Here is a 25581-nt window from a genome sequence, read left to right as displayed (position 1 = left end):
GGATGTAATTCTGTTATCTTTGCCTTATGCAGTTTCGCGAAGTTCTAGGTCAGGAGCACATAAAAAATCATTTGGTACAGAGTATTGAGAACGGAAGAATTCCGCACGCTCAACTGTTTGTTGGTCCCGAAGGTTGCGGCACCTTACCTATGTCTATTGCCTATGCCCAATACCTATTATGCCAAAATGTTGAAGGTGAAAATACCGGTGGTAATGAATCTTGCAATTTAAAATTCAATAACCTCTCCCATCCCGATTTACATTTTGCCTTTCCAGTGGCAGCCAATGACAAGGTTAAAAAGCACCCCGTGTCCAATCATTTTATGGAAGAATGGCGCGAACTCCTGAAGGAGCAGCCTTATGGCAACCTGTTTGACTGGTACAAAAAACTCCATATCGAAAATAAACAGGGCCAAATTGGCGTGGATGAGGCCTTGGAAATTGTAAAGTCACTTTCCCTCAAATCTTATGAAGGTGGTTATAAAGTGATGATTATTTGGATGGCAGAGAAAATGAACGATGCCGCTGCTAATAAACTTTTAAAGCTGATTGAAGAACCGCCAAACAAAACGGTTTTTATCTTGATTGCTGAAGACGAAGGACAGATTATAAATACCATTAGATCCCGCTGTCAAGTATTGCATTTTCCACCTTTGTCTGAAAACACCATTACTGAAGCCCTTGTTAAAAATTACGATCTTAAAGAAGAGGTCGCTATTAAAATTGCACATCAAGCTGATGGCAATTATAACAAGGCTTGTGATTTGGTTTATCAAGACAGTGAGGACACCCAATTTGAAACATGGTTTATTTTTTGGGTGCGAAGTGCTTTTAGGGCCAAGGGGAACAAAAGTGCCATACACGACTTAATTAGTTGGAGTGAAGAAATTGCCAAAACAGGTCGTGAAACCCAAAAGCAGTTTTTACACTTTTGTTTGGGCTTTTTTAGACAGGCTATGTTGATGAATTTTAAGGCTCAGGAATTGGTTTACTTAGAAACTCAAACCAAAGGCTTTGACCTCAATAAATTTGCGCCCTTTGTACATGAAAACAACATTTTGGATATTTCCAATGAGCTACAGGACGCCATTTACCACATAGAGCGTAATGGGAACGCCAAAATCATTCTAACCGACTTATCTATTAAATTGACGCGACTGCTTCATAAAAAGGCGGGGTAATCCCAGTTCCTAAGCCATCACCAGCTGTGGAATTTCAACAGCGTTTAAATTTTCTTTACAATTCTCCAATTCTTGCATAACTGACTTACCAAGAGCTGATGAAACAAACAACTGTTGGTAATAAGCAATCCCATCAAACAAATGCGCTTTAAAAGTCGTCCATTTTTTGATTTGCTTGGTCGTTACCTCTAATGACATATCTGCAAGTTCGTTTTTAAGATAATCCACATACATCTTGAGTTCTTTAACAAACATATGGGGACGGTTTTTATGTGACAACACCGACTTATAGCCATAAATATGTTGCATCATCTCAGATAGCTTCACCTCCTTATCAAAATAGGCCATATTGGGTCCCGGACATATCACCACACCTTGAGCTTGCCCTTTAATGGGTAGGTTGTTTTCCAAATAAGACGCATTTGCCAAACCAACACACAAACAAGCTTTTTCGGTTATTTTAGCCTTCGTGCTTTCATAAGCTTCATAAGTCAACGCACCCTTTTTAGCTTCCAACTCTTCCAATTTCACATCTTGATATTTTTTAGATGCCGTACATGTACCCTCGGGATCCAACTCTTTGCTAAGTGCCAAATATTTTTTGGGACAAGAACTTCCAGCCTTATCAGCATCAATACGCTGTTGCTTGTAAAACTCGTTGGTTGTACCCTTGATGGTATTAAAGGGAACACCTAGGGGTGAAATCCCGCTTAAATACAAGTCCTCTTCTTGCGCCTCAGCCAACAAATTTCTAGTTTCCTTATCTACCGAAGTAGCTTCGGGCACCAATAAAAATGGAGATCCCCAACCTACGGAATCCACTTGATAATGATCCAGTAAAAATTGGTGTTCTTCGGCAGTTCCTACACCTCCTTGTACTGTAATCTTGAGTTCCAATGGTTGCTGAGGAACCGATTTATCCTTCTGACTCAATGCAGCTACCAAAACCGCATGGGTTTCCTGTATCAGTTCGTCTCTTTTCGTTTTGAATTCTTCCAAAATGGGCCCCAATAAATAGCCATCTGTCGCAAAAGCATGTCCGCCACAATTCAAGCCCGATTCAATGCGATATTCTGAAACCCAAAGGCCCTTTTTAGCTAAAAATTTACCTTGAATGGTTGCCGACCGGAAATCGCTCACTTTTAGAATAATTTTCTTATTTAAAATCCCTTGTTCGTTGGGAAAGAAATCATCAAAGTTTTCAAAATAACTGTATAATCTGGGATTCATCCCAGCCGAAAGTACCACAGAAGAATGCAACCTACTTTGGGCAAACCCTCGAAGGGATGCATGTGCATCATTAAAGGCAACAGGGAGTTGTTCTCCTTTATTAAAATTATCCTTATCAACCTTAGTCATGATATTCACATCAATATCGCCCGGTTTTAAATGCGCTTCTAAATAATGCTTGATATGCTCTTTAAAAGCAGCTCCTTCTTCTAGTAAATGGGTAAGTCCTTCCTTGATACTGGAAGAATTTGGTAAGGTAGCCATAAACTGTTCTAATGCCGATTTGCTCTCGATTAATTCAGCTTTAAATTTGGCGAATTTGTCCTTTACGATGGTATCTACCAAATTAAGGTAAGACGTCACACGTTGAGCGCGGTAATCTTGAGCTTTTTTTGTAATTTCTTGATAAGGTAACTGGATCTTTTCGCTGTAAAAAGCGTTCATTCGCTCCATCAACTCATCATCAATGATAGAGATTACCGAGGAAATGCCGTAATGAGCCACTCTTATGGGGCTGTCTATGGTATAGGATAATCCCATTACTGGAATATGAAAGCTATGGATGGGTTTAGGATTGGTCATCTTTTAATCTTTAAAATTTAGACAAACCACAAAAATGACCAATCCTAAGTTAATAGAAGCTGACAATTGTCATGCTATGGGAAATATAAAGGAATCTAATTGATAAAGACCAAGTCTACAAATCATGGCATCGTGATGAATATTCATCTATCATGTCGGTATACATTTTTACGAAAAATGCAGCGTATAACCTATCCTCTTCCTTTCGCTTGTTTTTCCCGCCTTTAATTGTTTTCAACTTTTGTTTGACCTCTTTCCTGAAATTTTTGTAATCCTCCTTATGGGTTTTTTGAAACGATTTATCATCAAATAAAACTTTTTGTTCTTCCAGATATTCCAAAAAAGCAGGACAATCAGAGCCCGCCATTTCAAAGGACTTTAAGAATTTATCTCCTATTTTTCCCAGATTGAAAAAGTTGATTCTATTATAATCTATAGGAATATAGGCATACTCCTGATTTTCGTTTTTGATATATGCCAAAACATAAGCCATTTCACAACCCATTCCACTTCCACAATTATAGACCTTAATCCCATATAGATTGATGTCTCCTTCCCGAAGAAGAGGTATCATGACCTCTCTATTCAGGTCAACAACTTCCATATTAGAATTGATGGTCTTTACCTTGATTTTTTCATATTTTATGGTATCCTCATCCTTTAACAAGATGGATTGAATGTCTGCTAACTTGATATCTTGTTTTTCCCCTTTTAATTCCTTTCTGAAGGTATAAGACTTCCTATCTAAGTTGGTTCTGGATTCAACAGAAAACTGATAGCCTGAGAACTCGACGGCATTGGGTTCATCAAAATCCTTGACAAAGCCTGTTAAGGTATTTCCATCACTCAATTCTATTTCACAAGGGATGTATTCCTTTTTTGAAAAGTTAAAAACCAATTGGGAATAAGTACTGGTCACAAAAAGGAGAAAAACGATTTGGAGCAAAAATTTGTTCATGATTTAGTTGGTTTAAGTTTTTAACAAAAAAAGCAACTTTATGGCAAAAAACAAGAGGTTGTTTTAAAATTGTGAAAGTTTCAATTAACTTTAAGTTAAACCATTCCAAACTTCCTACAACCCTACTCAAACGTATAGCTTCTTTTATCTACTTCTGATACCCTACGCTACCGCACGATTGTATCGTGTGGTTACAAAAAGTACGCGATACAATCACGCACGAGCAGGGTTTTTTTAGAATTTAAAAGCCAAAATGCCTCATCGTTCATTATTAGTTGATTATGATTTTTCCTATGCTATCGTTCGTCTGTGACAAGTGCCAACAGAGAGCATAACATTACAAAAGCCCAGGTTAAAAAGCCTTTGTTCCAATCAAAGCCTAACAGAGGCACGAGCAAGATGTTCGTGGTAGCTTAGGAATTGTAGACTTTAAACTTTTTTTGCTTGTAAAATGGAAAGCTCATTCACACTCAATTACAATTCCAAAATTATAAATAAACATAAGTTCTGGTAAAGTTTTATCAACCCAGCCTTTTACGATAGTGTCCTTTACCTTTGTTAATCTATCCCAAGAATATATCCTACTATAAGTGATTGATTTACTGTTATTTTTTCTTTTGATTGCCCTAAATGATGGTGTTAGACCACTCATGTCTTTAAAGCTTTCCAATTCCAACCAATTTAAACTCTCAACCACCACAAAAATACCTTCACTAGGTAAATCAATTGAGAAGTCTTCAACATCTATATAGACCAAATCATTTTCAACACCAAGGTCTTTAAATGCCAATATACTTTTCTTAAGTAGGTTTTTGTCGGGGAGTTCTGTTTCTTTATTGACACTAAAAAGATTAACCCTGAATGGCATAATTTTTTTGGCAGAATAGGTGTTTTCCCTATCAATCAACTCAACCACTATTTTTAGTATCAGACCATTTTTATTGATATTATTTGGTATATAAGTTGCATAAATTGAATTTTCATTGACTTTATATGCCTTTTTTGATTCAAACAATGAAATAATCTCATTACTTGGCAACAAGGTTATTTTTTCCTTTTTTTCATTAGTAATATAAACTTCGTTTAACTCTATATTATTTTGATCTAAAAAAACAATGTGATCCTTTCTTATGTCTTGCTTGGATATTATTTTTGGTTTATATGCTAAATGACTTATTTGCAAATATTTGAAATCCGAACCGATTGTGAAATAGCCTTCACTATCTGAAACAGCCTTTAGTTTATCATCTAAAGTGACATAAGCATTTTCCACAGGAAGGGAGTCCAGACTACTAACTACTTTATATGGTTCCCAATTTTGACTAAGACTTTTATGAGTTGCAACAAATAGGAGCAACGATATTATAACATATTTTATGGAATACCAATAGTCCTTCATTTTTGTTTCAAGGCTTCTATTTTTTCAAGCACATCGTTAAACTGTACCGTACTGCCAGGTGATGGCGCGTTCATCAAAAACACATTATCTTCCCCATCAAGAATGGCATAATGAGGGATGGAACTTACATTAAAAAAAGTTCTCAAAGCAGAATTTCCGGTATCAGGGATTACGTATTGGTTCTTATCTACTCCAAACTCCTTTAACTCATTCACCTTACTTCTCCATTGATCTTTATTGTCATCAATGGACAAATAAATAAATTCTACATTCTTCTCCTCAATTAATTGTTTTCTATATGGATAGCTTTTCTTAATTTCCTTAATGCAGGGTGCACACCAACTCGCCCAAAAATCTATAATCTTTATTTTGTCTCCTTGCTTTTGCAGTACCTCATTAAACGTTTCTACCCTGCCGTCAAGGTTTAGTAACGCTTCCTTATAAACCTCATCAGTTAATTGGTTGTCGAGGGTTTGTATGCGTCTATCTATTTTTTGTAATACCGCTCTATATTTTTTATCCTGAATTTGTGGCAAATAGGTATCAACCAAACCTTGAAGACAATCAATGTTCTTAGTGTCTAGATGTTGATCAAATTCCGATAACAACTTTGTTATTGCAAACTCTTTAATATTACCTTCCAAGCCTTTGTTAACTGCCTTCAACTGGTACTCCAAAGCTACTGGAGTGTAGAGCTCTGGTCCATATTCCTTTTCGCTAAGTCTATATAAATAATTAGTCAAAGCAGCATAAAAATAAAAGTTATCATCTTGGTCATTCCTGTTAAATAAGTCCATGTTTACGTCCTTTAAATAGGCGTCATAGTCATTAATGACAACATCAGGAAACATCACCCTATTAAGGAGTTGGGATAGGGATTGAAACTTAAAAACGTCCTTCATTTTATGCACAAATCCCTCGGAAACTTGATGCGACTGGACATATTGCTCCAAGAAATCCACCTTACTTTCATGATTGGATTTTATTTGCTCCCGATAATCAACCATGCCAAGGCCTGGGCGAAACCGAGGAAAGTCTAAATTTATTTCAGAAAGATCTTTAAAGAAATTATAGTGGGCTTCATGGTTGCCATGAAAGGTAATCGCCTTGTCTTCCAAAGAATAACTTAAAGTATCTCCAGGGGTCACATATACCATAAAAGGCATGGACATCGGCTTAAAACTATAAAATTTAAACAATCTTGGCTCCTTTAGTTGAAATCTGAAGTTTAAATCTTGTTTTTCATTTTTTGTTTTTAGTAGAAAAAATCCCTCGTTAAATTCTATATGGGTTTCATCAAGCAATACCGATTGAATTATGGTATCTGTGGCCTTTTCACTAAATAAATAAACGGACTTAGGAATAGGAATATTCTCTTGTTTTTTTTGATTGCTATTATTACAACCATAACACAGTAGCAATGCTAAGGCCACTGCTATTTCTAATCTTCTGTTATTAAATTTCAACTTACTCAAACGTATAACTTCTTTTATCTACTTCTGTGACTCTAAAATATCCAAAGGCATAATTAGCCGGTTGGGTTTCATTGATGCAATTCCCTTTTACCTGAGCAGCCAAAGAACTAAAAGGATCACCCTGCGAACTGCTTTGCTCGATTAAAATACGGATGTAATTGTAATAAGCTTCAGAAATACCATAGAGGTCTATGGCTATCACATCACCCGGCACCAAAGGATATTCCCCATTATCTGGGTCATCCTGTTTTTCATAAAAATCGTGAATTTCATTTCCATTAAAAAATTCATCTGATCGATCTCCCAATTCAGCAAATTGATCGCCTTCCCTTTGGTACTTGATCAAATAATAATTCTCCTCATCTGCTGGGTCATTAAAGTAGATATTAACCTCTAGAAGTTCGTCATCAAACCCATCTTCCACACTTTGAGTAATATTGCTTATTTCCACCACCGGAGTCATCACTTCTGTGGCCGTGAAAGTTTCTCCTTGGTATACCACGGTAAGTTCGTAAGTGTCACCAATAACTGGAACAAAACTGGATGTGGTATAGGAGCCATCATTCATATCATCAAACACAAAAGTCTCCCCAGAATCAAGGTTTTCAACGGTTACAGAAGCACCTGTAACATCTGAGTTACTGGTGGTATCAAAATAGGGTGTTGAAAGTCTTAATTCGATGCTCTGCTCATTACCTGCGGTACCTTTTTCCCAATCCAATGAGGCTTCAATGACCAATCGGGTTGCCGCTGTTGGTACATCCACATCAATGACGTCTTCACAGGATACTAACGTTATAAAACCGCTTAATAAAATATATAGAATCTTTTTCATCATACTAAAATTTAAAATTATAGGAAACCGATGGAATGGCTCCGAAAATGGAAATTCGGGTCGCTTCATTCATACCAGTTTGTCGGTTCTGGCTAAAACTAATCGATGCGGCATTCCTCCTGTTATAGACATTGTAAATTCCAAAAACCCATTCCGATTTCCATTTTCTTCCAGCATTTTTCCTTGGAGTTAATGTCGCCGAAAGATCCAGGCGGTGGTAAGAAGGCAATCGATCTTCATTTCGATTGGAATAGCTTGCAATAGATAGACCTTCGTACTCATATTGGCCATTAGGATACGTAACTGGTCGTCCTGTTTGGAAAATAAAATTGGAACTAAAAGTCCATTTATCATTCAGTTTGTACATGCCAGTAACCGAAATATCATGAGTTCGGTCATAAGGCGTGTTATACCAATCCCCATTGTTTATTCCAGGACCGCCAGCGTTTCCGCCCAAAGTACGTTGCTCAGATTTGGATAAAGTATAGGACAACCAACCGGTAAGGTTGCCTTTGTTTTTTCTGAACAAGACTTCCAACCCATAGGCACGAGCCTCTCCATTTAATATTTCTGTTTCTATGTTGTTGTTTCCTATTAAATCAGAACCATCGATATAGTCAATACGGTTGTCTATTTGTTTGTAATAGGTTTCCAGTTCCAGACTAAAGGCATTATCCATCAATTTCTTATAATAACCCAGGGCATACTGATGTGATATTTGCGGCTCAACATAAGGGCCACTGGGCGTCCACACATCCAAAGGTGTTACCGAAGAGGTATTGGACAAGAGATGTAAATATTGCGTCGATTTGGTGTAACTTGCTTTTAATGCTGTTTGGTCATTCATTTGGTATGACAACCCGATTCTAGGCTCGAAATTCCCAAAACTTTTGATGCTTTCCCCTTTTTTGTAATAAGTTTCACTGGCTACTTCTCCTCTTTCATAAATACCTATTTGGTTGTTATAAACTACCGGAGCATCGTTTACATACTGTGATATGGGTTGGCCTCCCAATCTGGAGAAATAACTGTATCTAAAACCATAGTTTAGATTCAGTTTTTCAGAAAGTTCATGTTCTGCTCCTACATAAAAAGAACCCTCAAAAGCTCTTTTATCATCCAATTTTAAATAGTTGATTGATGATGTTTCGGAGGTTGGACTCACCTCACCCGGATTCAACTTATAGCTGATACCGCTAATTCCAAAATCCAACTTCAATCGGTTATTGACATAATAACCAAAATCGTATTTCAAATTATAGTTTTGGATATCTGCCAACCAATCCAATTCAATAAAATCCAAGATAATGCGATAATCATATTTGCTGTAAATAAGTGACAAGTTGGAAAACAATTTGTCATTAAAAACATGGTTCCATCTCAAGTTTCCTGAAATATTCCCATAGTTGTTTTCGATTAAATCTGAAAGGGTAAACCCATCACGCCCAAAATATCCCGAAAGATATAAGCGGTTGTTTTGATTTAGCTCATAATTGGTCTTTAGGTTTAAATCATAGAAAGATATTTTATCGTCTTGAACATCTTCAATCAATGGCATAAATAATTGAGCGTAAGAGGCCCGACCAGCAACCAAGAAGGATCCCTTTTGGTTAAATAAGGGTGATTCCGAAGATAATCTACTGGAAATCAAACCAATACCTCCATTAAGATCAAATTCCTTACTGTTTCCATCCTTTTGCCTCACATCCAAAACAGAAGAGATTCTCCCCCCGTATTTAGCAGGAATATCTCCCTTATATAGCCTGATATCCTTAATCGCATCGGCATTGAATACCGATATAAAGCCAAACAAATGGGACGTATTATAGATAATGGCTTCATCAAGCAAAACCAAGTTTTGATCAGCTGCTCCCCCACGTACATGAAATCCAGCAGAACCTTCGCCATTATTCGTTACTCCTGGAAGCAATTGAATGGATTTAACTACATCTGCCTCACCCAAGACTACTGGTATCTGTTTAATGGTCTTAGCATTCAATTTGGAAACGCTCATTTGAGGGTCTCTTAAACTGATACTTTCTGATTGCTCCGCATTGATAATGACCTCATCCAGAGCCATGGAAGACTCCTCCAATTCCAAATTAAAATTTAACTTTTTATTTAAGTTAACATCTTGTTTTACAGTGTTATAACCAATAAAAGATATGATTAAAGTATAATTTCCCTCAGGTGCTTGAAGTGAAAAAAATCCGTATTCATTTGTTGTGGTTCCAAAATTGGACCCTTCTAAATATACAGTGGCCCCCATAAGGGTTTCACCATTGCTTTGGTCTTTGATTGTGCCGCTGATGCTATAAATTTTCTGGGCGTGAATTAAAGACACCGAAAATAACAGGCAGATCAATAAAAAGTGTTTCATTAAAATTTTTCGATTTTTGATTGATGGTTATAAAATTTTGAATCTTTAACGCCAAAAGCGGTCTATTAGTTTATTTGCGTTTAAAAAAAGTAAGAATTTATAATTAAATAGAAATTACCACCAAATTCTTCTCCTAGACGGATATAAATTAAAAAAGCCAGTATTCAAACTGGCTTCTTGTATTACTTTTTATAAGAATCATTCAATTCCTTTAAAACCGCATCGGTAATATCTGTTTCAGCTTTACCATATAGCACGCTACCTCCTTCATTCTTTCCTAAGATAAACGTATAGCCATTTTTCTCTCCATAGGCTTCTACTTTCTCATCAATATTATTGATTAGCGAATCTATTTGAGTGGTGTAATTTCTTTGGATAGCCGCTTGGTCCATTTGGATCTGTTGCTGGATTCTTTGCCATTTTTGACCAAAAATCTGATATTTCTCATCTTGAGTAGCTTGCGGTGCATTGCCATATTTAAGTTGTACATCCTCAGCTTCGGCCTGATAAGCGACATTCAAACTGTCGTTCTTTTTTTGAAAAGCCTTCTTTTCTTTTTCAAATTGAGCTTCAAGATCTATTTTTTCTTGATACTCATTAATTAATTTACTGTTATCTACAAATCCTATTTTTTGGGATTGATTGCAAGAAGATAACAAAATGGCAGAAACGACTACCAAACCAATTTTTTTCATAAACGATTTTATTAGTAAAACACAAATGTATAAAAGTGGCAATAATTGTATAAAAATTAAAATCACTAGTTATATAATAATAATTTATACAAGCAAAAGAAGCAATAAGAGATATCAATCAAAATTGAATCGTATAAAAGCCAAATAAGCCCGATTCTGCATTTTGATGCACCAATAGGCATCTGAACCCTAAAAACCCTCTCAGAGGCTCTTATTTTGAATAATTGGTCTTTTTTAGCACATAAATCAGCGAAGAATATTCCTTTGAGCTTCTAGCCTTCCAATTTGACTTAAATCCAGTCCAAAATGCCTTAATAGGATTTGATGATCCTGTGACATATTTTTCCGAAAGCAAGCTCACATAATAGGAATCAAATTTCATTGGATGAATTTCTGTCACCTGCATGTGGTTTTCTTTCGCCCATTGCGCTATACTAGTTTTAGAAAAGTGCCAAAGATGTCTAGGCACATCATAAGCGGCCCAAAACTGTTTGTAATGTTTTGCATCAAAACTTTTAAAATTGGGAACTGCAATAATTAATGTCCCTTCATCTTTCAGCAACAAGTTAAATTGCTTCCATTGCAAATCTAGATTTGGCAAATGTTCTAAAACATGCCAAAGGGTAATGACGTCAAAACCGGTTTCCTTTTCTTTTACTTTCTCTAAAGTCTCAAATAGTTCCTTCCCAATTTTATTTTGAGCAATGCTTCGAGCTTGTTGGTTTGGCTCTACACCATAAACATCCCACTGATCTTTTTTGGCCGAATTCAAAAAATCTCCCGTACCACAACCAATGTCTAAAAGCTTTTTTTCAGAATTGTGATGTTCATTTATTAATGCTACTTTTTTCTTTAAAGAATATTCACGAACCAAATGATATACCTTTTCAAAAAGATTGCGCTTTGAATCGGTATGTGAAATGTAATCTTCACTTTCATAATACCTCCCTAATTCTTCAATCTTTGGTTGTGGTTTGGTCACCAGCATATCATAATGAGCATCATATTCCAAAGTAAATTCTTCTTGGGAAACCGAATGGTCTTTAACTTTTAATGGCGATTGGGGATTGGATTTCATGAAAAATTGGGGATTTGTAGCATCTTAAAAATGCATAAAAAGATATTTGGATTAAATAAAGATTTGCAATAAAGTAAATTTTCTTCTTGGTGTTCCACGTGGAACGATTCAAAATTATCGCCCCATATAAACCAATAGAACCGAAATATCTGCAGGTGAAACACCACTAATTCTTGAAGCCTGAGAAATCGTTACTGGTTGAATTTTGTTCAACTTTTCCCTTGCTTCAAAACTCATAGATTTCAACTGGGAATAATCAAAGTTCTTTGGGATTTTAATATTTTCGAGCCTTGTTAATTTATCAGCATTGTTCTTTTCCTTTTCGATATAACCAGAATATTTCACTTGAATTTCGGTTTGCTCTATAACCTCTGAATCCAAATTATACTCTTCGATATATTTTGAAACTTCACTAATTTGACGCATATCATCTATGGTGATATTAGGTCTAGCGAATATCTTAAACATTTTATCAGATTGTTTCATTGGAGCAGAATCCTTAGCTTCCAAAACAGGATTAATGTCTTCTGGTTTGACACTAGTATCTTTAAAAAATTGAACAAAAGCAGATGACATTTCCTTCTTCTCCTCCATTCTCCTAAGACGTTTTTCACTTGCCAATCCAATCTCATAACCCTTAGGTGTTAATCTGAAATCAGCATTATCTTGCCTTAATAAAGTTCGATATTCAGCCCTAGAAGTAAACATACGATAAGGTTCTTCTGTACCTTTTGTTATCAAATCATCTATTAAAACCCCAATATAAGCCTCACTCCTATTCAACATAAAAGGATCCTTTTCCTGAACCTTTAAACTTGCATTTATACCCGCCATTAAACCTTGAGAAGCTGCCTCTTCATAACCCGTCGTTCCATTAATTTGTCCGGCAAAATACAAACCAGAAACCAATTTGGTTTCTAAGGTATGTTGCAACTGTGTAGGTGGAAAATAATCATATTCTATGGCATATCCAGGTCTAAAAAATTTGACATTCTCAAACCCTGGCACCGAACTTAAAGCTTTAAATTGGACGTCCTCTGGTAGTGATGTAGAAAATCCATTCACATAAACCTCGACCGTATTCCAACCTTCTGGTTCCACAAAAAGCTGGTGTCTATCCTTGTCAGCAAAACGATTGATTTTATCTTCAATTGAAGGACAATATCTAGGACCTAAACTTTTAATGCGACCATTAAACATTGGAGATCTATCAAAACCTTCACGTAATAAATCATGAACTTCTGGGCTTGTATAAGTCATATGACAAGACCTCTGACGTGTCAAAGGTTTGGTGATATCCAGATATGAAAACTTCTCAGGATTGTCATCACCTGGCTGATCAATCATTTTAGAATAATCTAAAGATCTTCCATCAACCCTAGGTGGTGTTCCCGTCTTCATTCTACCAGAATCAAATCCCAATTGTACCAATTGTTCGGTAATTCCAGTGGCAGCTTTTTCACCAGCTCTTCCTCCCCCAAAATTCTTTTCCCCAATATGAATTAAACCATTCAAAAAGGTGCCGTTGGTTAACACCACAGTTTTAGATTTTATTTCAATACCTAAAGAAGTTTTTACTCCAACAACCCGATTTCCTTCCAATAAAATTCCAGACACCATCTCTTGGTAAAAATCCAAATTTGGCGTTTGCTCCAAAAGCATTCTCCAGTCCTCAGCAAAACGCATTCGATCACTTTGCACCCTTGGACTCCACATTGCTGGTCCTTTAGATTTGTTTAGCATCTTAAATTGAATAGCAGAAGTATCACTCACGATCCCACTGTAACCACCTAAGGCATCAATCTCCCGAACAATTTGACCTTTAGCAATACCACCCATAGCTGGGTTGCACGACATTTGTGCAATATTTTGAAGATTCATTGTAATTAGCAGGGTTTTACTACCCATATTAGCAGCAGCAGCAGCAGCTTCGCTGCCAGCATGACCAGCACCGACTACAATAACATCATATGTATCTCGAAATAAACTCATATTAGTGTTCCACGTGAAACAATTATGTTTCATTTTTGATTAAGCGTGCAAATATAAGGCGAATTATGAAAACTGTGCAAGCTTCTCTAAACAGTCATTCTCCTTTTGTCTCATCAAGGCTTTATCACTTTCAGTTTTGTCTTTATAACCACAGTAATGTAAAATACCATGAATCATAACCCGGGAAAGTTCTTGATCAAAACTTACGTCAAAATCAGAGGCATTATCAGCCACTCTTTCAACCGAGATAAAAATATCTCCATGTAATATTTTTCCGACTTTATAATCAAAGCTAATGATGTCCGTCAAGGTATCATGATCCAGAAATTCCACGTTTATTTTATGAAGATAATCGTCATCGCAAAAAATGTAATTGATATCCCCCATAACTAAACCCTCACTTTCGATAACACTTTGAATCCATTGAGAAATTTGTTCTTCGTTATCAACTTTAAAATCTGTCTCGTAATTGTAACTAATCATTAGTTTGCTTAAAATATTCTTTTACTTTTTTATTATATACCGGCTGTAATGGTAATGCCTGTCTGTTCAAAATCTCATCGGTATTGAAATATTCCTTAGCTGTAGGGATTTTATCCTGACTGGTATTTTGATACTGCTTATCATTGGTTTCAGACTCGCGCTTATTTTCCTTTCCTTGTTTGAAGGTAGCATTCTCCATCTTCAACAATTGATGTTCAAAACGCTTCATTTGCTCTACTGTTTGTTCTGTAAGTCCTTTATTTAGCAAATCCATTTCAAGGTTTTCCATTTGCTTCAGTAAACTATTGCCGTTAGGATTAATCCCAGCTTCTCTTAAACGATTCTCAAGTTCTTGTCTAATTTGACTTTGTTGCTGATATATTTGAAACAATAATTCGTTTTGCGATTCAGAATCCATTCCATTATTGCTTTGTTTTTGGTCTCCGTTTTGACCATTTCCATTTTCGCCGCCACTTTGGCCATCTTGACCCTCACCCTTTTCGCCTTGACCCTTTTGCTCACCAGCTTCCTTACCTTTCTGTCCTTGTCCTTTTTGAAGACCTTCTTGTGCTTGTTTATTCAATTCTTCCTGACTCATGATAATATCTGGTAAACCCTCTTCTGGCTTTTGACCTTGTTGGCCCTTACCACTACCCTGCCCCTGACCTTGGGCATTCATTTGCATTTGCATGTTGTTAAGAAGATTACTTAAAAAATCCGCCAAATTGTTAGCAGAAGTAATGGTATACTGTTGGTTACTCACCCCTTGATAAATCCGGTTATCAGAAAAATGATCCATGGATTTATCTATATTAAAAAAGACATCATAAATTTGCTGATTGACAAATTCAGAGATTTTAGGTTGTCTTAAAGACAGAGCGAACAAACTATCATCAATGTGAGAAAAATGTTCTTTTAAAGCGTATTGCCTTTTCAAATAATCAGCATACTTATTGTGGTTTGGTTGGATATCCTTAAACAGATCCATCAAATTTTCTTGATCAAAAGAAAACAGTATCAGATTATCTAAAATTTTACGAAGCATTTCAATATCCTCTTGCATTTGTTCACCGCCGCCGCCCATCATCATCATAGACTGTTGCATTTGCTGGCTCATCTGTTTCATTTTTTGACCAGCCTGCTTTTGCTTTTTTGATGCGTTTTGGTTATTCTGTTGGGATTCCTGTTTCTTTCCTTGGTTTGAATTTTCTTCTTGTTTTTCCAATTCATCTGAAGCCTCTTCCTGATCCTTCCTAATATCATCTTCCATCTTTTCGTTATTAGGCAGCTTCATTGGCTCAATAAGCTTTTCGTTTTCCTTTTCCAAAGCATCCATTTCCTTTTGAAAATCTTCGAACTTTTTATTCAGACTATCTTGATCCGATTTCTTATTTTCCTCTTCGTCTTTATTGCTTTGTTCCAATTGTTCATCTGCCAATTCATTCAACTCCCCTTGAAGCTTTTCCATCTTCTTATTGATGTAATAGCGTTTAGTCAATTCCAACAATTGCTCTAAACTTCGTTTTTGATTTTTATTTTGTTTGGCTAATTGCTCTAACTTTTCAGACAACTCTTCTTTATTAATTTTGTCTTGCAATTTTTGAAGCTCCTCTAGTAATTTTTCGTCTTCCTTTAATTGCTTTTCATTATCCTTCAGACGTTCCTTTAAATCCTCCTTAAAATCATCTGATTCTTGATCTTGTTGAAATTTTTCCAAATTATCCGTGAGCTTCTCATTATAATTCTGCATCATTTCCTCCTGTTGCTTCTGACGCTTCAAGAAATTCTCCAACTGTCTTTTTTCATTAAAATTGAGTTCCGCCTTCTCCTTTTGCGTACGTGACAACTCTTCCAATTCCTTCTGACGTTCATCAAACTTTTCCAAGGATTTATCAAGATCTTGAATGGTTTCATTCTGTTGATTGAGCTGTTCAGCCTCTTCTTCTAATTTTGTTGATTTTCTATAGGTATAAACCTGACTTTTAGTTCCTTTAAAATGATTAATAGCATCATTATCAAAAACTTGAAAATAGAGTTCGTAACTCACCCCCTCTTCCAGTTCTAGTTGATTAGGAAACACACTAATAAAATCTGTTATGTTGGTTGACTCTATTGGAATGTTAACCACCTGTTTATCAGACTCATTGTTAACTGGATAATAAACTAATTGCAACTTACTAAGTCCATAATCATCACTGGCTTGACCTTTAAAATATAAGGTTTTTTGGTCCATAGAATCTATAGCCATTTGCAGCTTCAATTCTGGAAATTCATCCTTTATCACATTGATATTAAAGGATAAATGCTCATAGTCTTTCAGGGAAGCATTACTCGTACTGATATCATACGGAAATTTGTCAAACACCTGCTTTGTTCCTTCAAAATAGCCAGATCCAGTTTGTTCTAAACTTAAAGTATCGGCTCCATAAATAAAAACCGCATCGGTTGTTTTTGTTTTTAACTTCCATGTAATTTGGGTCCCTTGAGGTACATTGGCATTACCAGTACTTTTTAAAACCTCATCGGTTCTTTTGGTATAGGACGGATAATCCAAAACCATTTCAAAATCCAAAATACTAGGAACACTTGTAACCGTGAGTTCATAAGGTTTGGAAGTAACAGCTCCCGATGTAAAATGAAACTGAACATCCTTCTTGGGTTGTTTAAAGACAAATTCAAAATCCCCTAGTCCGTTATGGTTTAAAAAATAGGATTCCCCATTAAAATTAATTTTGGCATTCTCGGGGAATACGTCACCTGCCGTCTTTACCTGAAGTTTAAAATCCTTATTTTCTATAGCTTGCAAATCTTCATTGACCACAAAAAATTGAAACGGTGCTGGTGGCTCATAAGCCGTTTTAAAGTTAACCACCCTCGTATAGCTATCACTAAACCAATTAATCTTTCCAGTAATAACAGATATTAAAATGATAGCGATAGGAATAGCGGCATACTTTAAATACCTGGTATTTTTATTAAAATTGATTGCCAACTTAAAGGGTACCGGCGATAATTCGGTTGATTTTTGTTCGATGCTCGCTAATAACAATTCAGATTGCTGAGCGTCACTTCTCAATTGTAGAACATTAAGCAATTTATCATTGACCTCAGGAAAATGATTTCCAATGATTGTAGCCGCCTCTTTATAATCAATACCCTTTTGAAGCTTAAAAAGGCGCATCAAGGGAATGACAATGAACTTCACAAAAAGTGCCAGTTCTACCAATATAAATACCCAGAACAAGATGGTTCTAGCTGTGGTATTTAGCCATAATACATATTCTATAAAAAGAGTGAACAGGAAATAAAGCAAGCCAATGGAAAAAAACAAAATAGCACCCTTAAGCAATTCATTGGTATAATAACGCTTAATAAACTGCTCTAATTTGTTCTGAATGGTAGTAAAATGGCTCAATTTCCTTACTTTCTGTATTAACTTACTAATCTACAATTTTATTTTTCAAACCCTTGATAATAATGTGTTAATTGTATCTTTGCACAAAATTACAAAAGATGAGTAAAAACGTTCGCGTTAGATTCGCTCCTAGTCCTACAGGACCTTTACATATTGGAGGTGTACGTACTGCCCTATTCAATTATTTATTTGCCAAGAAACACGGTGGTACTTTTGTACTTCGTATCGAAGACACAGACCAAAACCGCTATGTTGAAGGAGCTGAAAACTACATTGTAGAATCTTTAAAATGGTGTGGCATTCCATTTGAAGAAGGACCTGGTACCAATGAAAAATTTGGACCCTACCGTCAAAGTGAACGTAAACATCTTTACAAAGCCTATGCAGACCAGTTGATTGCTGAAGGAAAAGCTTATTATGCTTTTGATACAGCTGAAGAGTTGGATGCCCACAGAAAAGACCATGAAGAAAAAGGGAAAACCTTTATTTACAATTGGCATAACCGACTTAAACTTAAAAATTCATTGTCTCTTTCTGATGAAGAAGTTCAAGAAAAACTAAATGCAGGAGAAGATTATGTGATTCGTTTCATAATGCACAATCCTGAAAAAGGTAGTCATGGAATTATTTCAACTACTGACATCGTTAGAGGCCATGTTTCATTTAAAACGGAAGTTTTAGATGACAAGGTACTTTTTAAAAGTGACGGAATGCCTACCTATCACTTGGCCAACATTGTGGATGACCACCTTATGGAAATCACGCATGTGATACGTGGTGAAGAATGGTTGCCATCGCTCCCTTTACATGTTGCTTTGTATCAAGCATTTGAATGGAAAATTCCAGAATTTGCGCATTTGCCATTGATTTTGAAACCTACTGGAAAAGGTAAGTTAAGCAAACGTGACGGAGATAAATTAGGGTTTCCTGTATTCCCTTTAGCGTGGAAAGATGAGCAAATAGGAGATATTTCCAGAGGTTATAGAGAAGATGGTTATTTCCCTGAAGCTGTAGTTAATTTCTTGGCTTTTTTAGGTTGGAACCCAGGAACCGAACAAGAAATTTTCAATTTAGATGAACTTATTGAAGCCTTCGATCTTGAAAAAGTTCATAAAGCAGGTGCGCGCTTTGACCCAGATAAAACCAAATGGTTCAACCATCATTACATGCAAGAACAACACAATGATGACTTGGCCGAACAATTTAAAATGGTCTATCCTGAGGAGCTGAACGACATAGATATCAATTATATTTCTATGGTTATTGGCCTGATCAAAGAACGAGCAACTTTTGTTTATGATTTTTGGAATCTTGGACATTTCTTTTTTCAAACTCCAGAAGAATTGGATGAGAAATCAGTAAAAAAAGCTTGGAAAGAGGACACACCCGAGTTGATGAAAGAACTTATAACGGTAATTGATTCCATTGAAGATTATTCACAAGAAATAATTCAAAATACAATTAAAGGATGGATCACGTCCAAAGAAATTGGATTTGGAAAGGTGATGATGCCTTTAAGACTTTCGCTGGTAGGATCGTTACAAGGTCCCGATGTTTTTGATATCATGTATATGATAGGAAAAAACGAAAGCATCAGAAGAATTGACAATTTACTGAACACCCTATAAAAGAAAAAGCGGACTTTAAAGGTCCGCTTTTTTATTTTCTAGTTTCTAACTTTTAAAATGTAATCATCGCCGTAAAGGCAAGCATGGATTGATTTCCTTTTACTTTACCATCATTTCCAGTTAGATCCAAACTGTCTTTGTTTAATCTGTTCAACATGTTTGTGAATCCGTAGATGTATTGTGCTTTAATTCGGAAATGGCTAAAGCCTGCTGAAAGTCCAACTGCTCCATCTACATTAAAATTGTTGATATCGGTAATATCTTCCGCCAAAAGATTCTCATAATTCTTAATAAAAAAACCTTCTTTACTGTCATCCTTCATTTCCATGTCGCTGTTATATTGAATCATAGGACCTAAATCCAAAGTCAAAAAACTCTGAACAATTTTAACATGCATCAACAAGGCAATTTGAGCTGTAAACACTTTATATTTTAGGTATTCCTCATCCATCCCAAATTGTAATGGCGTAGCCGCAATACCAACGTTATTTTCAGCCAATTGAATGGTGTAACTCATATTGTACCACTTATGTGGTAGGTCAACAGTAGCAGAAGCTCCTACCATCCAACCATCTTCCTTTTGGGTTTCAAAATTATCGGTTAAAATGTCATATTGTGTGATACCTCCATAAATTCCAAAACCATTTTTAATGGCATAAGTTTTATGTTGGGCCGTTGAAATTGTAACAAATCCTACTATAAATGCTACTAATAAGGTAAGTTGTCTTTTTTGCATTGTTCTTACATGAGATTTAGACAAATATAAACTAATTTAGATTTTATTGTTAAAAATGTTAAAACCACCGCCATGTCCATTCTTTTAGTTCCATTTTTTGTTTTAGGATTATTAATTGTTCTGCTATCTTTTTTTACTGTCAAACAGCAATCTGCAGCCATTGTTGAACGCTTTGGGAAGTTTCAAGCCATTGCACAATCGGGATTGCGATTCAAGATTCCCTTAATTGACCGTGTTGCTGGCAGATTGAGTTTAAAAATTCAACAATTGGACGTTATTGTTGAAACCAAAACGCTTGATGATGTATTTGTAAGATTAAAAGTATCGGTACAATTTGTAGTTATCAAAGACAAAGTATATGATGCTTTTTACAAATTGGATTACCCACACGACCAAATAACCAGTTATGTGTTTGATGTGGTACGTGCCGAGGTACCTAAAATGAAACTCGATGATGTTTTTGTTAAAAAAGATGATATCGCTATAGCCGTTAAAGCTGAATTGAACGATGCCATGTTAGATTACGGATTTGATATTATTAAAACCTTGGTTACAGATATCGATCCTGATGCACAGGTTAAATCGGCAATGAACCGAATCAATGCCGCTGAACGCGAAAAAATAGCCGCTCAATATGAAGGTGATGCCCAAAGAATTTTAATCGTTGAAAAAGCCAAAGCTGAAGCCGAAAGTAAGCGTTTGCAAGGTCAAGGTATCGCCGACCAAAGACGTGAAATTGCACGCGGACTGGAAGAGTCTGTAGAGGTTTTAAATCGTGTCGGTATCAATTCTCAAGAGGCCTCTGCTCTTATCGTTGTAACCCAACATTATGACACCTTACAATCTATAGGTGAAGAAACCAATAGCAACTTGATTCTTCTACCAAACTCTCCTCAAGCAGGAAGTGATATGCTAAACAATATGGTCGCTAGCTTTGCTGCCAGCAATCAAATTGGTGAGGCAATGAAACGCCAAAGAGAAGAAAAAGAAGGTAAAGAATAATGCTCATAAAGTACAAGAAATCCTGGGTTATTGGCCATTTTATCTTTGGCAGTATTTGGTTGGTATTAGGAATTTTATTTGCGCTTGATACCATCAACTGGATTCCTTCCTTTTATGCCATAATGGCTATCTATTACATAGCAATGGGTTTCTACCTTTGGTATTATAACTATCTAACCTTAAATAAGGATGTCATTCAAATCAATGGCTTTTTAGGTAAGAAGATGATATGGGAAGACATCAAAAACATCTCCCATTTTGCAGGTGAAATAAAGGTTGAAACCGAATCCAAGAAAATGGTTATATCTAAACAATTTGTTGATTCTGCCACTTTTGAAACCATAAAAAACTACCTTAAAACAACCTATAAAGGAGAACTCTCTATCTAGTGTTCTACTTTATAGGTTTCTAATTGGGCTTTTAAGCTATTCAAATACTCTTGAAGTTCCTTGTTGCCAACTTTTGGATGGTCTATGCTGGGAATGGTGTCTGGATTTTCATCCAAATATTGATATAATTCGGGATAGTGTTCTTCTATTTCCCTAGTTAAATTAGAAATTTCTGTTAATAAATCTTGTGTGCTTTTCATAATACAGACATTTTTGAATGTAAAATCTTAAGTTAGGAAATTCCTAAGGAACCTTGAAATATTTATGTTTTATTTAATGTTTAAAAGGATGCCTTTCCTCCCATTTTTTTGTTGGGTTCATTAGTTTAAAAATCTGTCGAAACAAGGCATTCAAAAGCGAATTGGTATGCTTCATAAAAACAACCATCGGTAAAGCCTCAGCACCCACAGAGCTTTTTATTTCCATAGCTGTTCTGGCATACACCACGTTTTGAAATCCTTGGTTGATTCCATAGGCAGCCATATCGTAGAGCATGTTTAAATACAGCTGATAGGTATATTGATAATTAGGATGGTATCCTAAAAAATAGGTTTCCAGCTGGCTTTTGTTAATTAATAGCGTGTAAAACCCTATTAATTCATTGTCCAGAAAATATCCATAAACTTTAAAGGCATCCTTTAATTCCGTTTTAAGGGATATAAAGTGATTTTTAGGAAGTATAAACGTATTAAAAGAGGCATTGTCTGAAACCGTTTTATAATATTGATACATGGTATCATTTAATGTCCTTACCTGTTCTATATCCAATTCCTCTTTACGGATGTTTTTAGCCTTTTTCAGAGCTGTTCGGTATCGTCTTAGGTATTTCTTGTTTAAGTCGGTTAAATAGTCATCAAAAGTCTTCCAATGATCCTTTACTTTCAGAATCATATTAGGTTGAACTTCTACCCTGTTTAATTGTTCTTTTGTATACACCAGGGAGTTACCAAAAGGTACTTGATCTGAAAAGTAATCCTTCCAAAGGATGACACGAATCTTCTTATGATTCTCGTTTTTTATTTTTAACCTCAAATCGTTTAAGGCTCGTATGATGGCATCACAAAAATCATTCTTAGAAATTTCTTTGGTATGATAAAGGCCATGTTGTCCAGTGTGAGTCATATTACCAACAACCAACATATTTCCCCTTAAAAAAATTGATAAAATATCTTTTAGAGAACGTATAAAAAAGCCGTCGGTATGTTCTCTAAACATATCCTTCAAATACAATTCGACTCTCTGAATAATGGCAATTCCAACTAATTTTTGCTCTTTAAAAATGCCCACATAATACCAAGAAATATTAGTGGGACTTGCCAACTCCATGGCTTTTAGATAACTTTCCTGGAAGAATAAATCATTCTTAGATAAAACCGACCACGCTTCTGGAAGATCTTTAAATGAGTTGTATAATTTGTAAGTTGTCAAAAAATCAGAAACGTCTATAAGGTATCGTTATCATGGAAATGAATTTTCTTTTCTTATTTCCATCCACAAACTATGGCACCAATAAGGGTCAAGCAAATTACCCAATATCCACTATTAATAAGAATGTATTTCCAACTTTTTCTTTCAAACAAACCAATGGTTGCAATCATGGGAAATGCAAAGAACAAACTGGCCAAGAAACCATGCAAAGCTCCATGTTTAAACGTTCTGTAAACGTTACCATAATCATCCATAAAAGCTTGAAATGAAGGTAATGCATTACTTGGATCACCACCAACCATACTTATAGCCCCAGTTTGATGAATGGTTAAAAATTGCATTTCCATAGAAATCATAAATGCAAACAAAAAGGACAAACCAAAAATAAGTGCCATATTACCAGCCTTTACTTTCTCTTCTGTAAGACCTGAAGCTGTCATCCATGCAGATCCAAATACTTTAGGATTATAATAGATAAAGCCTACTACAAAGGTGGATGCCGCAGCGACAACCAATGCTAATAAATTAATTTCCATATCGCTATTATTTAGTTAGTTACATTTAAAGATATGAAATTTCATCTTTCAAAAGCCTCCAATAAAAAAACCCGGAAAATAATTCCGGGTTCATAATGTTATAAAATATGACATTTAAAGGTTAGCCGTTTCTGCTACCAAAATATCATTGGTATCTTCCTGAGCCTTTTCAATAAATTCTAAAATATCATCATGCTTTTCTAGGCCCTGTTCCAAAAGCACACCTAACGCTATAGCAGTAGCTATTCTGGTTCCTACTTTCTTAGCTGCTGTTCCAAATAACGGTTGCAAATCTTCATAAGAAACTTCCTTGGCAAGCATCTTAATTTCTTCTTTTACCTTTTCTTGTTTATCCGCTGGATAATTCGTGTATTTCTTTCCTAATTGTTTAATGACCTCTATTGCTGGTCTTTTGTTTTGCTGAGGCTTTTGCTGTGTTTGAGGTTTAGGTTCTGCAGGTTTGGTTTGTTTGGCCCAATTATCCCTTAACCCAACTGTTTTATTAAATACCAAGCTATCCGCGCTAGAATCATCATCTACATTAAAATAACCCAATCTTTGAAACTGGAACCTATCTCCTGTTTGCGCCTCCGTTAAACTTGGTTCCACAAAGGCTTCAATTACCTTCAAGGAATCTGGATTTAAGAACTCCATAAAATCCTTTTCTTCATCCGTATCTGGCGCTTCATGCATAAATAATCTATCATATTCACGTACTTCCGCCTTTACAGCATGTTTGATAGACACCCAATGCAACGTTCCTTTTACTTTTCTCAAACTAGCCTCAGTGCCACTACCACTCAAACTTTCAGGATCATAAGAACATCTAATTTCTGTAATATTTCCATTGGCATCTTTTACAACACTTTCCCCTTTGATGATGTAAGCATTTTTAAGTCGTACCTCTTTTCCTAAAGTAAGTCTAAAATATTTACTGTTGGCTTCTTCTTTGAAATCGTCTTTTTCAATATATAATTCCTTTGAAAAAGGTACTTTCCTGAAACCAGCACTTTCATCTTCCTGATTATTTTCTGCTTCCAACCATTCAACTTGATCCGGAGGATAATTTTCAATAACCAATTTAATCGGATCCAAAACAGCCATTACCCTAGGTGCCGTTTTATTTAAATCTTCACGAATACAAAATTCCAATAAGGAAACATCAATAACATTATCTCTTTTGGCTACTCCTACCCTTTCGATAAAATCTCTAATGGCAGCAGGGGTATATCCTCTCCTACGTAAACCAGAAATGGTAGGCATCCTCGGGTCATCCCAACCTTTCACTATACCCTCTTGAACCAATTTGAGTAATTTTCTTTTACTCATTACGGTATAACTCAAGTTCAATCGTGCAAATTCACGTTGTTTTGGCAATAATGGTAATTCTTCTTGAGAATATGGATATACACTTTCCTTAAACCAGTTGTATAATTCTCTATGTGGTTTAAATTCCAAAGAACAAAGAGAATGGGAAATTTGTTCAATGTAATCGCTTTCTCCATGGGTCCAGTCATACATTGGATAAATGCACCAAGTATCTCCTGTTCTATGGTGATGTTTCTTTAAAATACGGTACATGATGGGATCCCTCATTAACATATTGGTATGCGCCATGTCAATTTTTGCTCTTAAAACATGTGCCCCTTCATTGAATTCGCCATCTTTCATTCTTTGAAATAAATCCAAATTTTCTTCAATCGATCTATTTCTATAGGGTCCATCTACCCCAGGAACTGTTGGAGTTCCCTTTTGTTCGGCCATAGCCTCACTAGATTGGGAATCTACATAAGCTTTTCCCTCTTTGATAAGTAAAACAGCCCAATCATAAAGTTGTTGAAAATAATCTGAAGAATACAATTCATTGGCCCAAGTATAACCTAACCAAGATACATCCCTCTTAATAGCATCTACATATTCCTGCTCTTCTTTAGCGGGATTGGTATCATCAAATCTTAGATTAACAGGAGCATTATACTTTTCTCCCAAACCGAAACTAATACCAATGGCTTTAGTGTGTCCAATATGCAAATACCCGTTAGGTTCTGGTGGAAACCTAAACCGTAAATCATTTTTTGGCAATCCATTTGCCAAATCCTCTTCTATGATGTGCTCTAAAAAATTTAGAGATTTCTTTTCTTCAGACATAAATGCTTAAC

At 35.8% G+C, this 25581-nt stretch carries 20 protein-coding genes; 4 read left to right on the top strand and 16 right to left on the bottom strand.

Annotation, left to right across the window (positions count from 1 at the left end; genetic code table 11):
* The first annotated feature begins 26 nt into the window (after nucleotides 1-26).
* Nucleotides 27-1181: a DNA polymerase III subunit gene (locus LOK78_RS04325; protein ID WP_232633902.1), complete on the top strand. Its 1155-nt coding sequence runs from the start codon at nucleotides 27-29 to the stop codon at nucleotides 1179-1181.
* Nucleotides 1182-1190: 9 nt separating this feature from the next.
* On the opposite strand, the gene LOK78_RS04320 is transcribed toward LOK78_RS04325, so the two are convergent.
* From LOK78_RS04320 to LOK78_RS04270, 11 genes are all read right to left on the bottom strand, one after another.
* Nucleotides 1191-2993 carry a hypothetical protein gene (locus LOK78_RS04320; protein ID WP_232633900.1) on the bottom strand — a complete coding sequence of 601 codons (1803 nt, stop codon included), beginning with the start codon at nucleotides 2991-2993 and terminating at the stop codon, nucleotides 1191-1193.
* A 115-nt stretch (nucleotides 2994-3108) separates the two neighbouring features.
* Nucleotides 3109-3951: a hypothetical protein gene (locus LOK78_RS04315; RefSeq protein ID WP_232633899.1), complete on the bottom strand. Its 843-nt coding sequence runs from the start codon at nucleotides 3949-3951 to the stop codon at nucleotides 3109-3111.
* Between the two features lie 460 nt (nucleotides 3952-4411).
* Nucleotides 4412-5350, bottom strand: coding sequence for a peptidase associated/transthyretin-like domain-containing protein (locus tag LOK78_RS04310; RefSeq protein ID WP_232633897.1), 939 nt, complete (start codon nucleotides 5348-5350; stop codon nucleotides 4412-4414).
* A complete protein-coding gene (locus LOK78_RS04305) occupies nucleotides 5347-6825 on the bottom strand; it encodes a TlpA family protein disulfide reductase (protein WP_232633896.1) in 1479 nt (492 codons plus the stop codon). The genes LOK78_RS04310 and LOK78_RS04305 overlap by 4 nt, the downstream gene beginning before the upstream one ends.
* Nucleotides 6818-7663, bottom strand: coding sequence for a DUF4249 domain-containing protein (locus tag LOK78_RS04300; RefSeq protein WP_232633894.1), 846 nt, complete (start codon nucleotides 7661-7663; stop codon nucleotides 6818-6820). Before LOK78_RS04300 ends, LOK78_RS04305 begins: the two co-directional genes overlap by 8 nt.
* A 1-nt stretch (nucleotide 7664) precedes the next feature.
* The gene (locus tag LOK78_RS04295) at nucleotides 7665-10040 is read right to left on the bottom strand and encodes a TonB-dependent receptor (RefSeq protein ID WP_232633892.1); all 2376 of its coding nucleotides are present in this window, start codon (nucleotides 10038-10040) and stop codon (nucleotides 7665-7667) included.
* 182 nt (nucleotides 10041-10222) lie between these two features.
* The gene (locus LOK78_RS04290) at nucleotides 10223-10735 is read right to left on the bottom strand and encodes an OmpH/Skp family outer membrane protein (RefSeq protein WP_232393666.1); all 513 of its coding nucleotides are present in this window, start codon (nucleotides 10733-10735) and stop codon (nucleotides 10223-10225) included.
* A gap of 211 nt (nucleotides 10736-10946) precedes the next feature.
* Nucleotides 10947-11813: a class I SAM-dependent methyltransferase gene (locus LOK78_RS04285; protein ID WP_232633891.1), complete on the bottom strand. Its 867-nt coding sequence runs from the start codon at nucleotides 11811-11813 to the stop codon at nucleotides 10947-10949.
* A gap of 114 nt (nucleotides 11814-11927) precedes the next feature.
* Nucleotides 11928-13838, bottom strand: a complete 1911-nt coding sequence (mnmG, locus tag LOK78_RS04280) for a tRNA uridine-5-carboxymethylaminomethyl(34) synthesis enzyme MnmG (RefSeq protein WP_272490912.1) — start codon at nucleotides 13836-13838, stop codon at nucleotides 11928-11930.
* A 30-nt stretch (nucleotides 13839-13868) separates the two neighbouring features.
* Nucleotides 13869-14288, bottom strand: coding sequence for an rRNA maturation RNase YbeY (gene ybeY, locus LOK78_RS04275; RefSeq protein WP_166956819.1), 420 nt, complete (start codon nucleotides 14286-14288; stop codon nucleotides 13869-13871).
* Nucleotides 14281-17703, bottom strand: a complete 3423-nt coding sequence (locus tag LOK78_RS04270) for a DUF4175 family protein (protein WP_232633889.1) — start codon at nucleotides 17701-17703, stop codon at nucleotides 14281-14283. The genes ybeY and LOK78_RS04270 overlap by 8 nt, the downstream gene beginning before the upstream one ends.
* Nucleotides 17704-17801: 98 nt before the next feature.
* Between LOK78_RS04270 and gltX the strand changes: the two genes are divergently transcribed.
* Complete coding sequence (gene gltX / locus LOK78_RS04265) at nucleotides 17802-19331, top strand: glutamate--tRNA ligase (protein ID WP_232633888.1); 1530 nt, start codon at nucleotides 17802-17804, stop codon at nucleotides 19329-19331.
* A 52-nt stretch (nucleotides 19332-19383) separates the two neighbouring features.
* On the opposite strand, the gene LOK78_RS04260 is transcribed toward gltX, so the two are convergent.
* Nucleotides 19384-20067, bottom strand: a complete 684-nt coding sequence (locus tag LOK78_RS04260; RefSeq protein ID WP_053970791.1) for a hypothetical protein — start codon at nucleotides 20065-20067, stop codon at nucleotides 19384-19386.
* Between the two features lie 72 nt (nucleotides 20068-20139).
* On the opposite strand from LOK78_RS04260, the gene LOK78_RS04255 reads away from it, so the two are divergent.
* Both LOK78_RS04255 and LOK78_RS04250 read left to right on the top strand, forming a co-directional pair.
* Nucleotides 20140-21069 carry an SPFH domain-containing protein gene (locus LOK78_RS04255; RefSeq protein WP_053970792.1) on the top strand — a complete coding sequence of 310 codons (930 nt, stop codon included), beginning with the start codon at nucleotides 20140-20142 and terminating at the stop codon, nucleotides 21067-21069.
* Complete coding sequence (locus tag LOK78_RS04250; RefSeq protein WP_232633886.1) at nucleotides 21069-21458, top strand: hypothetical protein; 390 nt, start codon at nucleotides 21069-21071, stop codon at nucleotides 21456-21458. Before LOK78_RS04255 ends, LOK78_RS04250 begins: the two co-directional genes overlap by 1 nt.
* On the opposite strand, the gene LOK78_RS04245 is transcribed toward LOK78_RS04250, so the two are convergent.
* The 4 genes from LOK78_RS04245 to LOK78_RS04230 form a co-directional block, all read right to left on the bottom strand.
* On the bottom strand, nucleotides 21455-21658 hold the full coding sequence (locus LOK78_RS04245) for a hypothetical protein (protein ID WP_232633885.1): 204 nt from the start codon (nucleotides 21656-21658) through the stop codon (nucleotides 21455-21457). The two genes, LOK78_RS04250 and LOK78_RS04245, sit on opposite strands and share 4 nt — an antisense overlap.
* A 73-nt stretch (nucleotides 21659-21731) precedes the next feature.
* Complete coding sequence (locus LOK78_RS04240) at nucleotides 21732-22886, bottom strand: GNAT family N-acetyltransferase (protein WP_232633884.1); 1155 nt, start codon at nucleotides 22884-22886, stop codon at nucleotides 21732-21734.
* 53 nt (nucleotides 22887-22939) lie between these two features.
* Complete coding sequence (locus tag LOK78_RS04235) at nucleotides 22940-23422, bottom strand: DUF1761 domain-containing protein (protein ID WP_232633883.1); 483 nt, start codon at nucleotides 23420-23422, stop codon at nucleotides 22940-22942.
* A gap of 114 nt (nucleotides 23423-23536) precedes the next feature.
* Entirely contained in the window at nucleotides 23537-25570 is a 2034-nt protein-coding gene (locus LOK78_RS04230) for a glutamine--tRNA ligase/YqeY domain fusion protein (RefSeq protein ID WP_232633881.1), read from the bottom strand.
* Nucleotides 25571-25581 lie beyond the last annotated feature (11 nt).

It is taken from the genome of Mangrovimonas futianensis (assembly GCF_021245805.1).
GTDB lineage: Bacteria > Bacteroidota > Bacteroidia > Flavobacteriales > Flavobacteriaceae > Mangrovimonas > Mangrovimonas futianensis.
This window is presented reverse-complemented; position numbering and strand designations above follow the sequence as displayed.

Bases quoted from the DNA above. Each gene is read 5' to 3' on its own strand.
- gltX (WP_232633888.1), top strand. From the start codon at position 17,802: ATGAGTAAAAACGTTCGCGTTAGATTCGCTCCTAGTCCTACAGGACCT.
- LOK78_RS04290 (WP_232393666.1), bottom strand. From the start codon at position 10,735: ATGAAAAAAATTGGTTTGGTAGTCGTTTCTGCCATTTTGTTATCTTCT.
- LOK78_RS04255 (WP_053970792.1), top strand. From the start codon at position 20,140: ATGTCCATTCTTTTAGTTCCATTTTTTGTTTTAGGATTATTAATTGTT.
- LOK78_RS04235 (WP_232633883.1), bottom strand. From the start codon at position 23,422: ATGGAAATTAATTTATTAGCATTGGTTGTCGCTGCGGCATCCACCTTT.
- LOK78_RS04285 (WP_232633891.1), bottom strand. From the start codon at position 11,813: ATGAAATCCAATCCCCAATCGCCATTAAAAGTTAAAGACCATTCGGTT.
- LOK78_RS04295 (WP_232633892.1), bottom strand. From the start codon at position 10,040: ATGAAACACTTTTTATTGATCTGCCTGTTATTTTCGGTGTCTTTAATT.
- LOK78_RS04260 (WP_053970791.1), bottom strand. From the start codon at position 20,067: ATGCAAAAAAGACAACTTACCTTATTAGTAGCATTTATAGTAGGATTT.
- LOK78_RS04325 (WP_232633902.1), top strand. From the start codon at position 27: ATGCAGTTTCGCGAAGTTCTAGGTCAGGAGCACATAAAAAATCATTTG.
- LOK78_RS04310 (WP_232633897.1), bottom strand. From the start codon at position 5,350: ATGAAGGACTATTGGTATTCCATAAAATATGTTATAATATCGTTGCTC.
- mnmG (WP_272490912.1), bottom strand. From the start codon at position 13,838: ATGAAACATAATTGTTTCACGTGGAACACTAATATGAGTTTATTTCGA.
- LOK78_RS04250 (WP_232633886.1), top strand. From the start codon at position 21,069: ATGCTCATAAAGTACAAGAAATCCTGGGTTATTGGCCATTTTATCTTT.
- LOK78_RS04315 (WP_232633899.1), bottom strand. From the start codon at position 3,951: ATGAACAAATTTTTGCTCCAAATCGTTTTTCTCCTTTTTGTGACCAGT.
- LOK78_RS04320 (WP_232633900.1), bottom strand. From the start codon at position 2,993: ATGACCAATCCTAAACCCATCCATAGCTTTCATATTCCAGTAATGGGA.
- ybeY (WP_166956819.1), bottom strand. From the start codon at position 14,288: ATGATTAGTTACAATTACGAGACAGATTTTAAAGTTGATAACGAAGAA.
- LOK78_RS04230 (WP_232633881.1), bottom strand. From the start codon at position 25,570: ATGTCTGAAGAAAAGAAATCTCTAAATTTTTTAGAGCACATCATAGAA.
- LOK78_RS04245 (WP_232633885.1), bottom strand. From the start codon at position 21,658: ATGAAAAGCACACAAGATTTATTAACAGAAATTTCTAATTTAACTAGG.
- LOK78_RS04300 (WP_232633894.1), bottom strand. From the start codon at position 7,663: ATGATGAAAAAGATTCTATATATTTTATTAAGCGGTTTTATAACGTTA.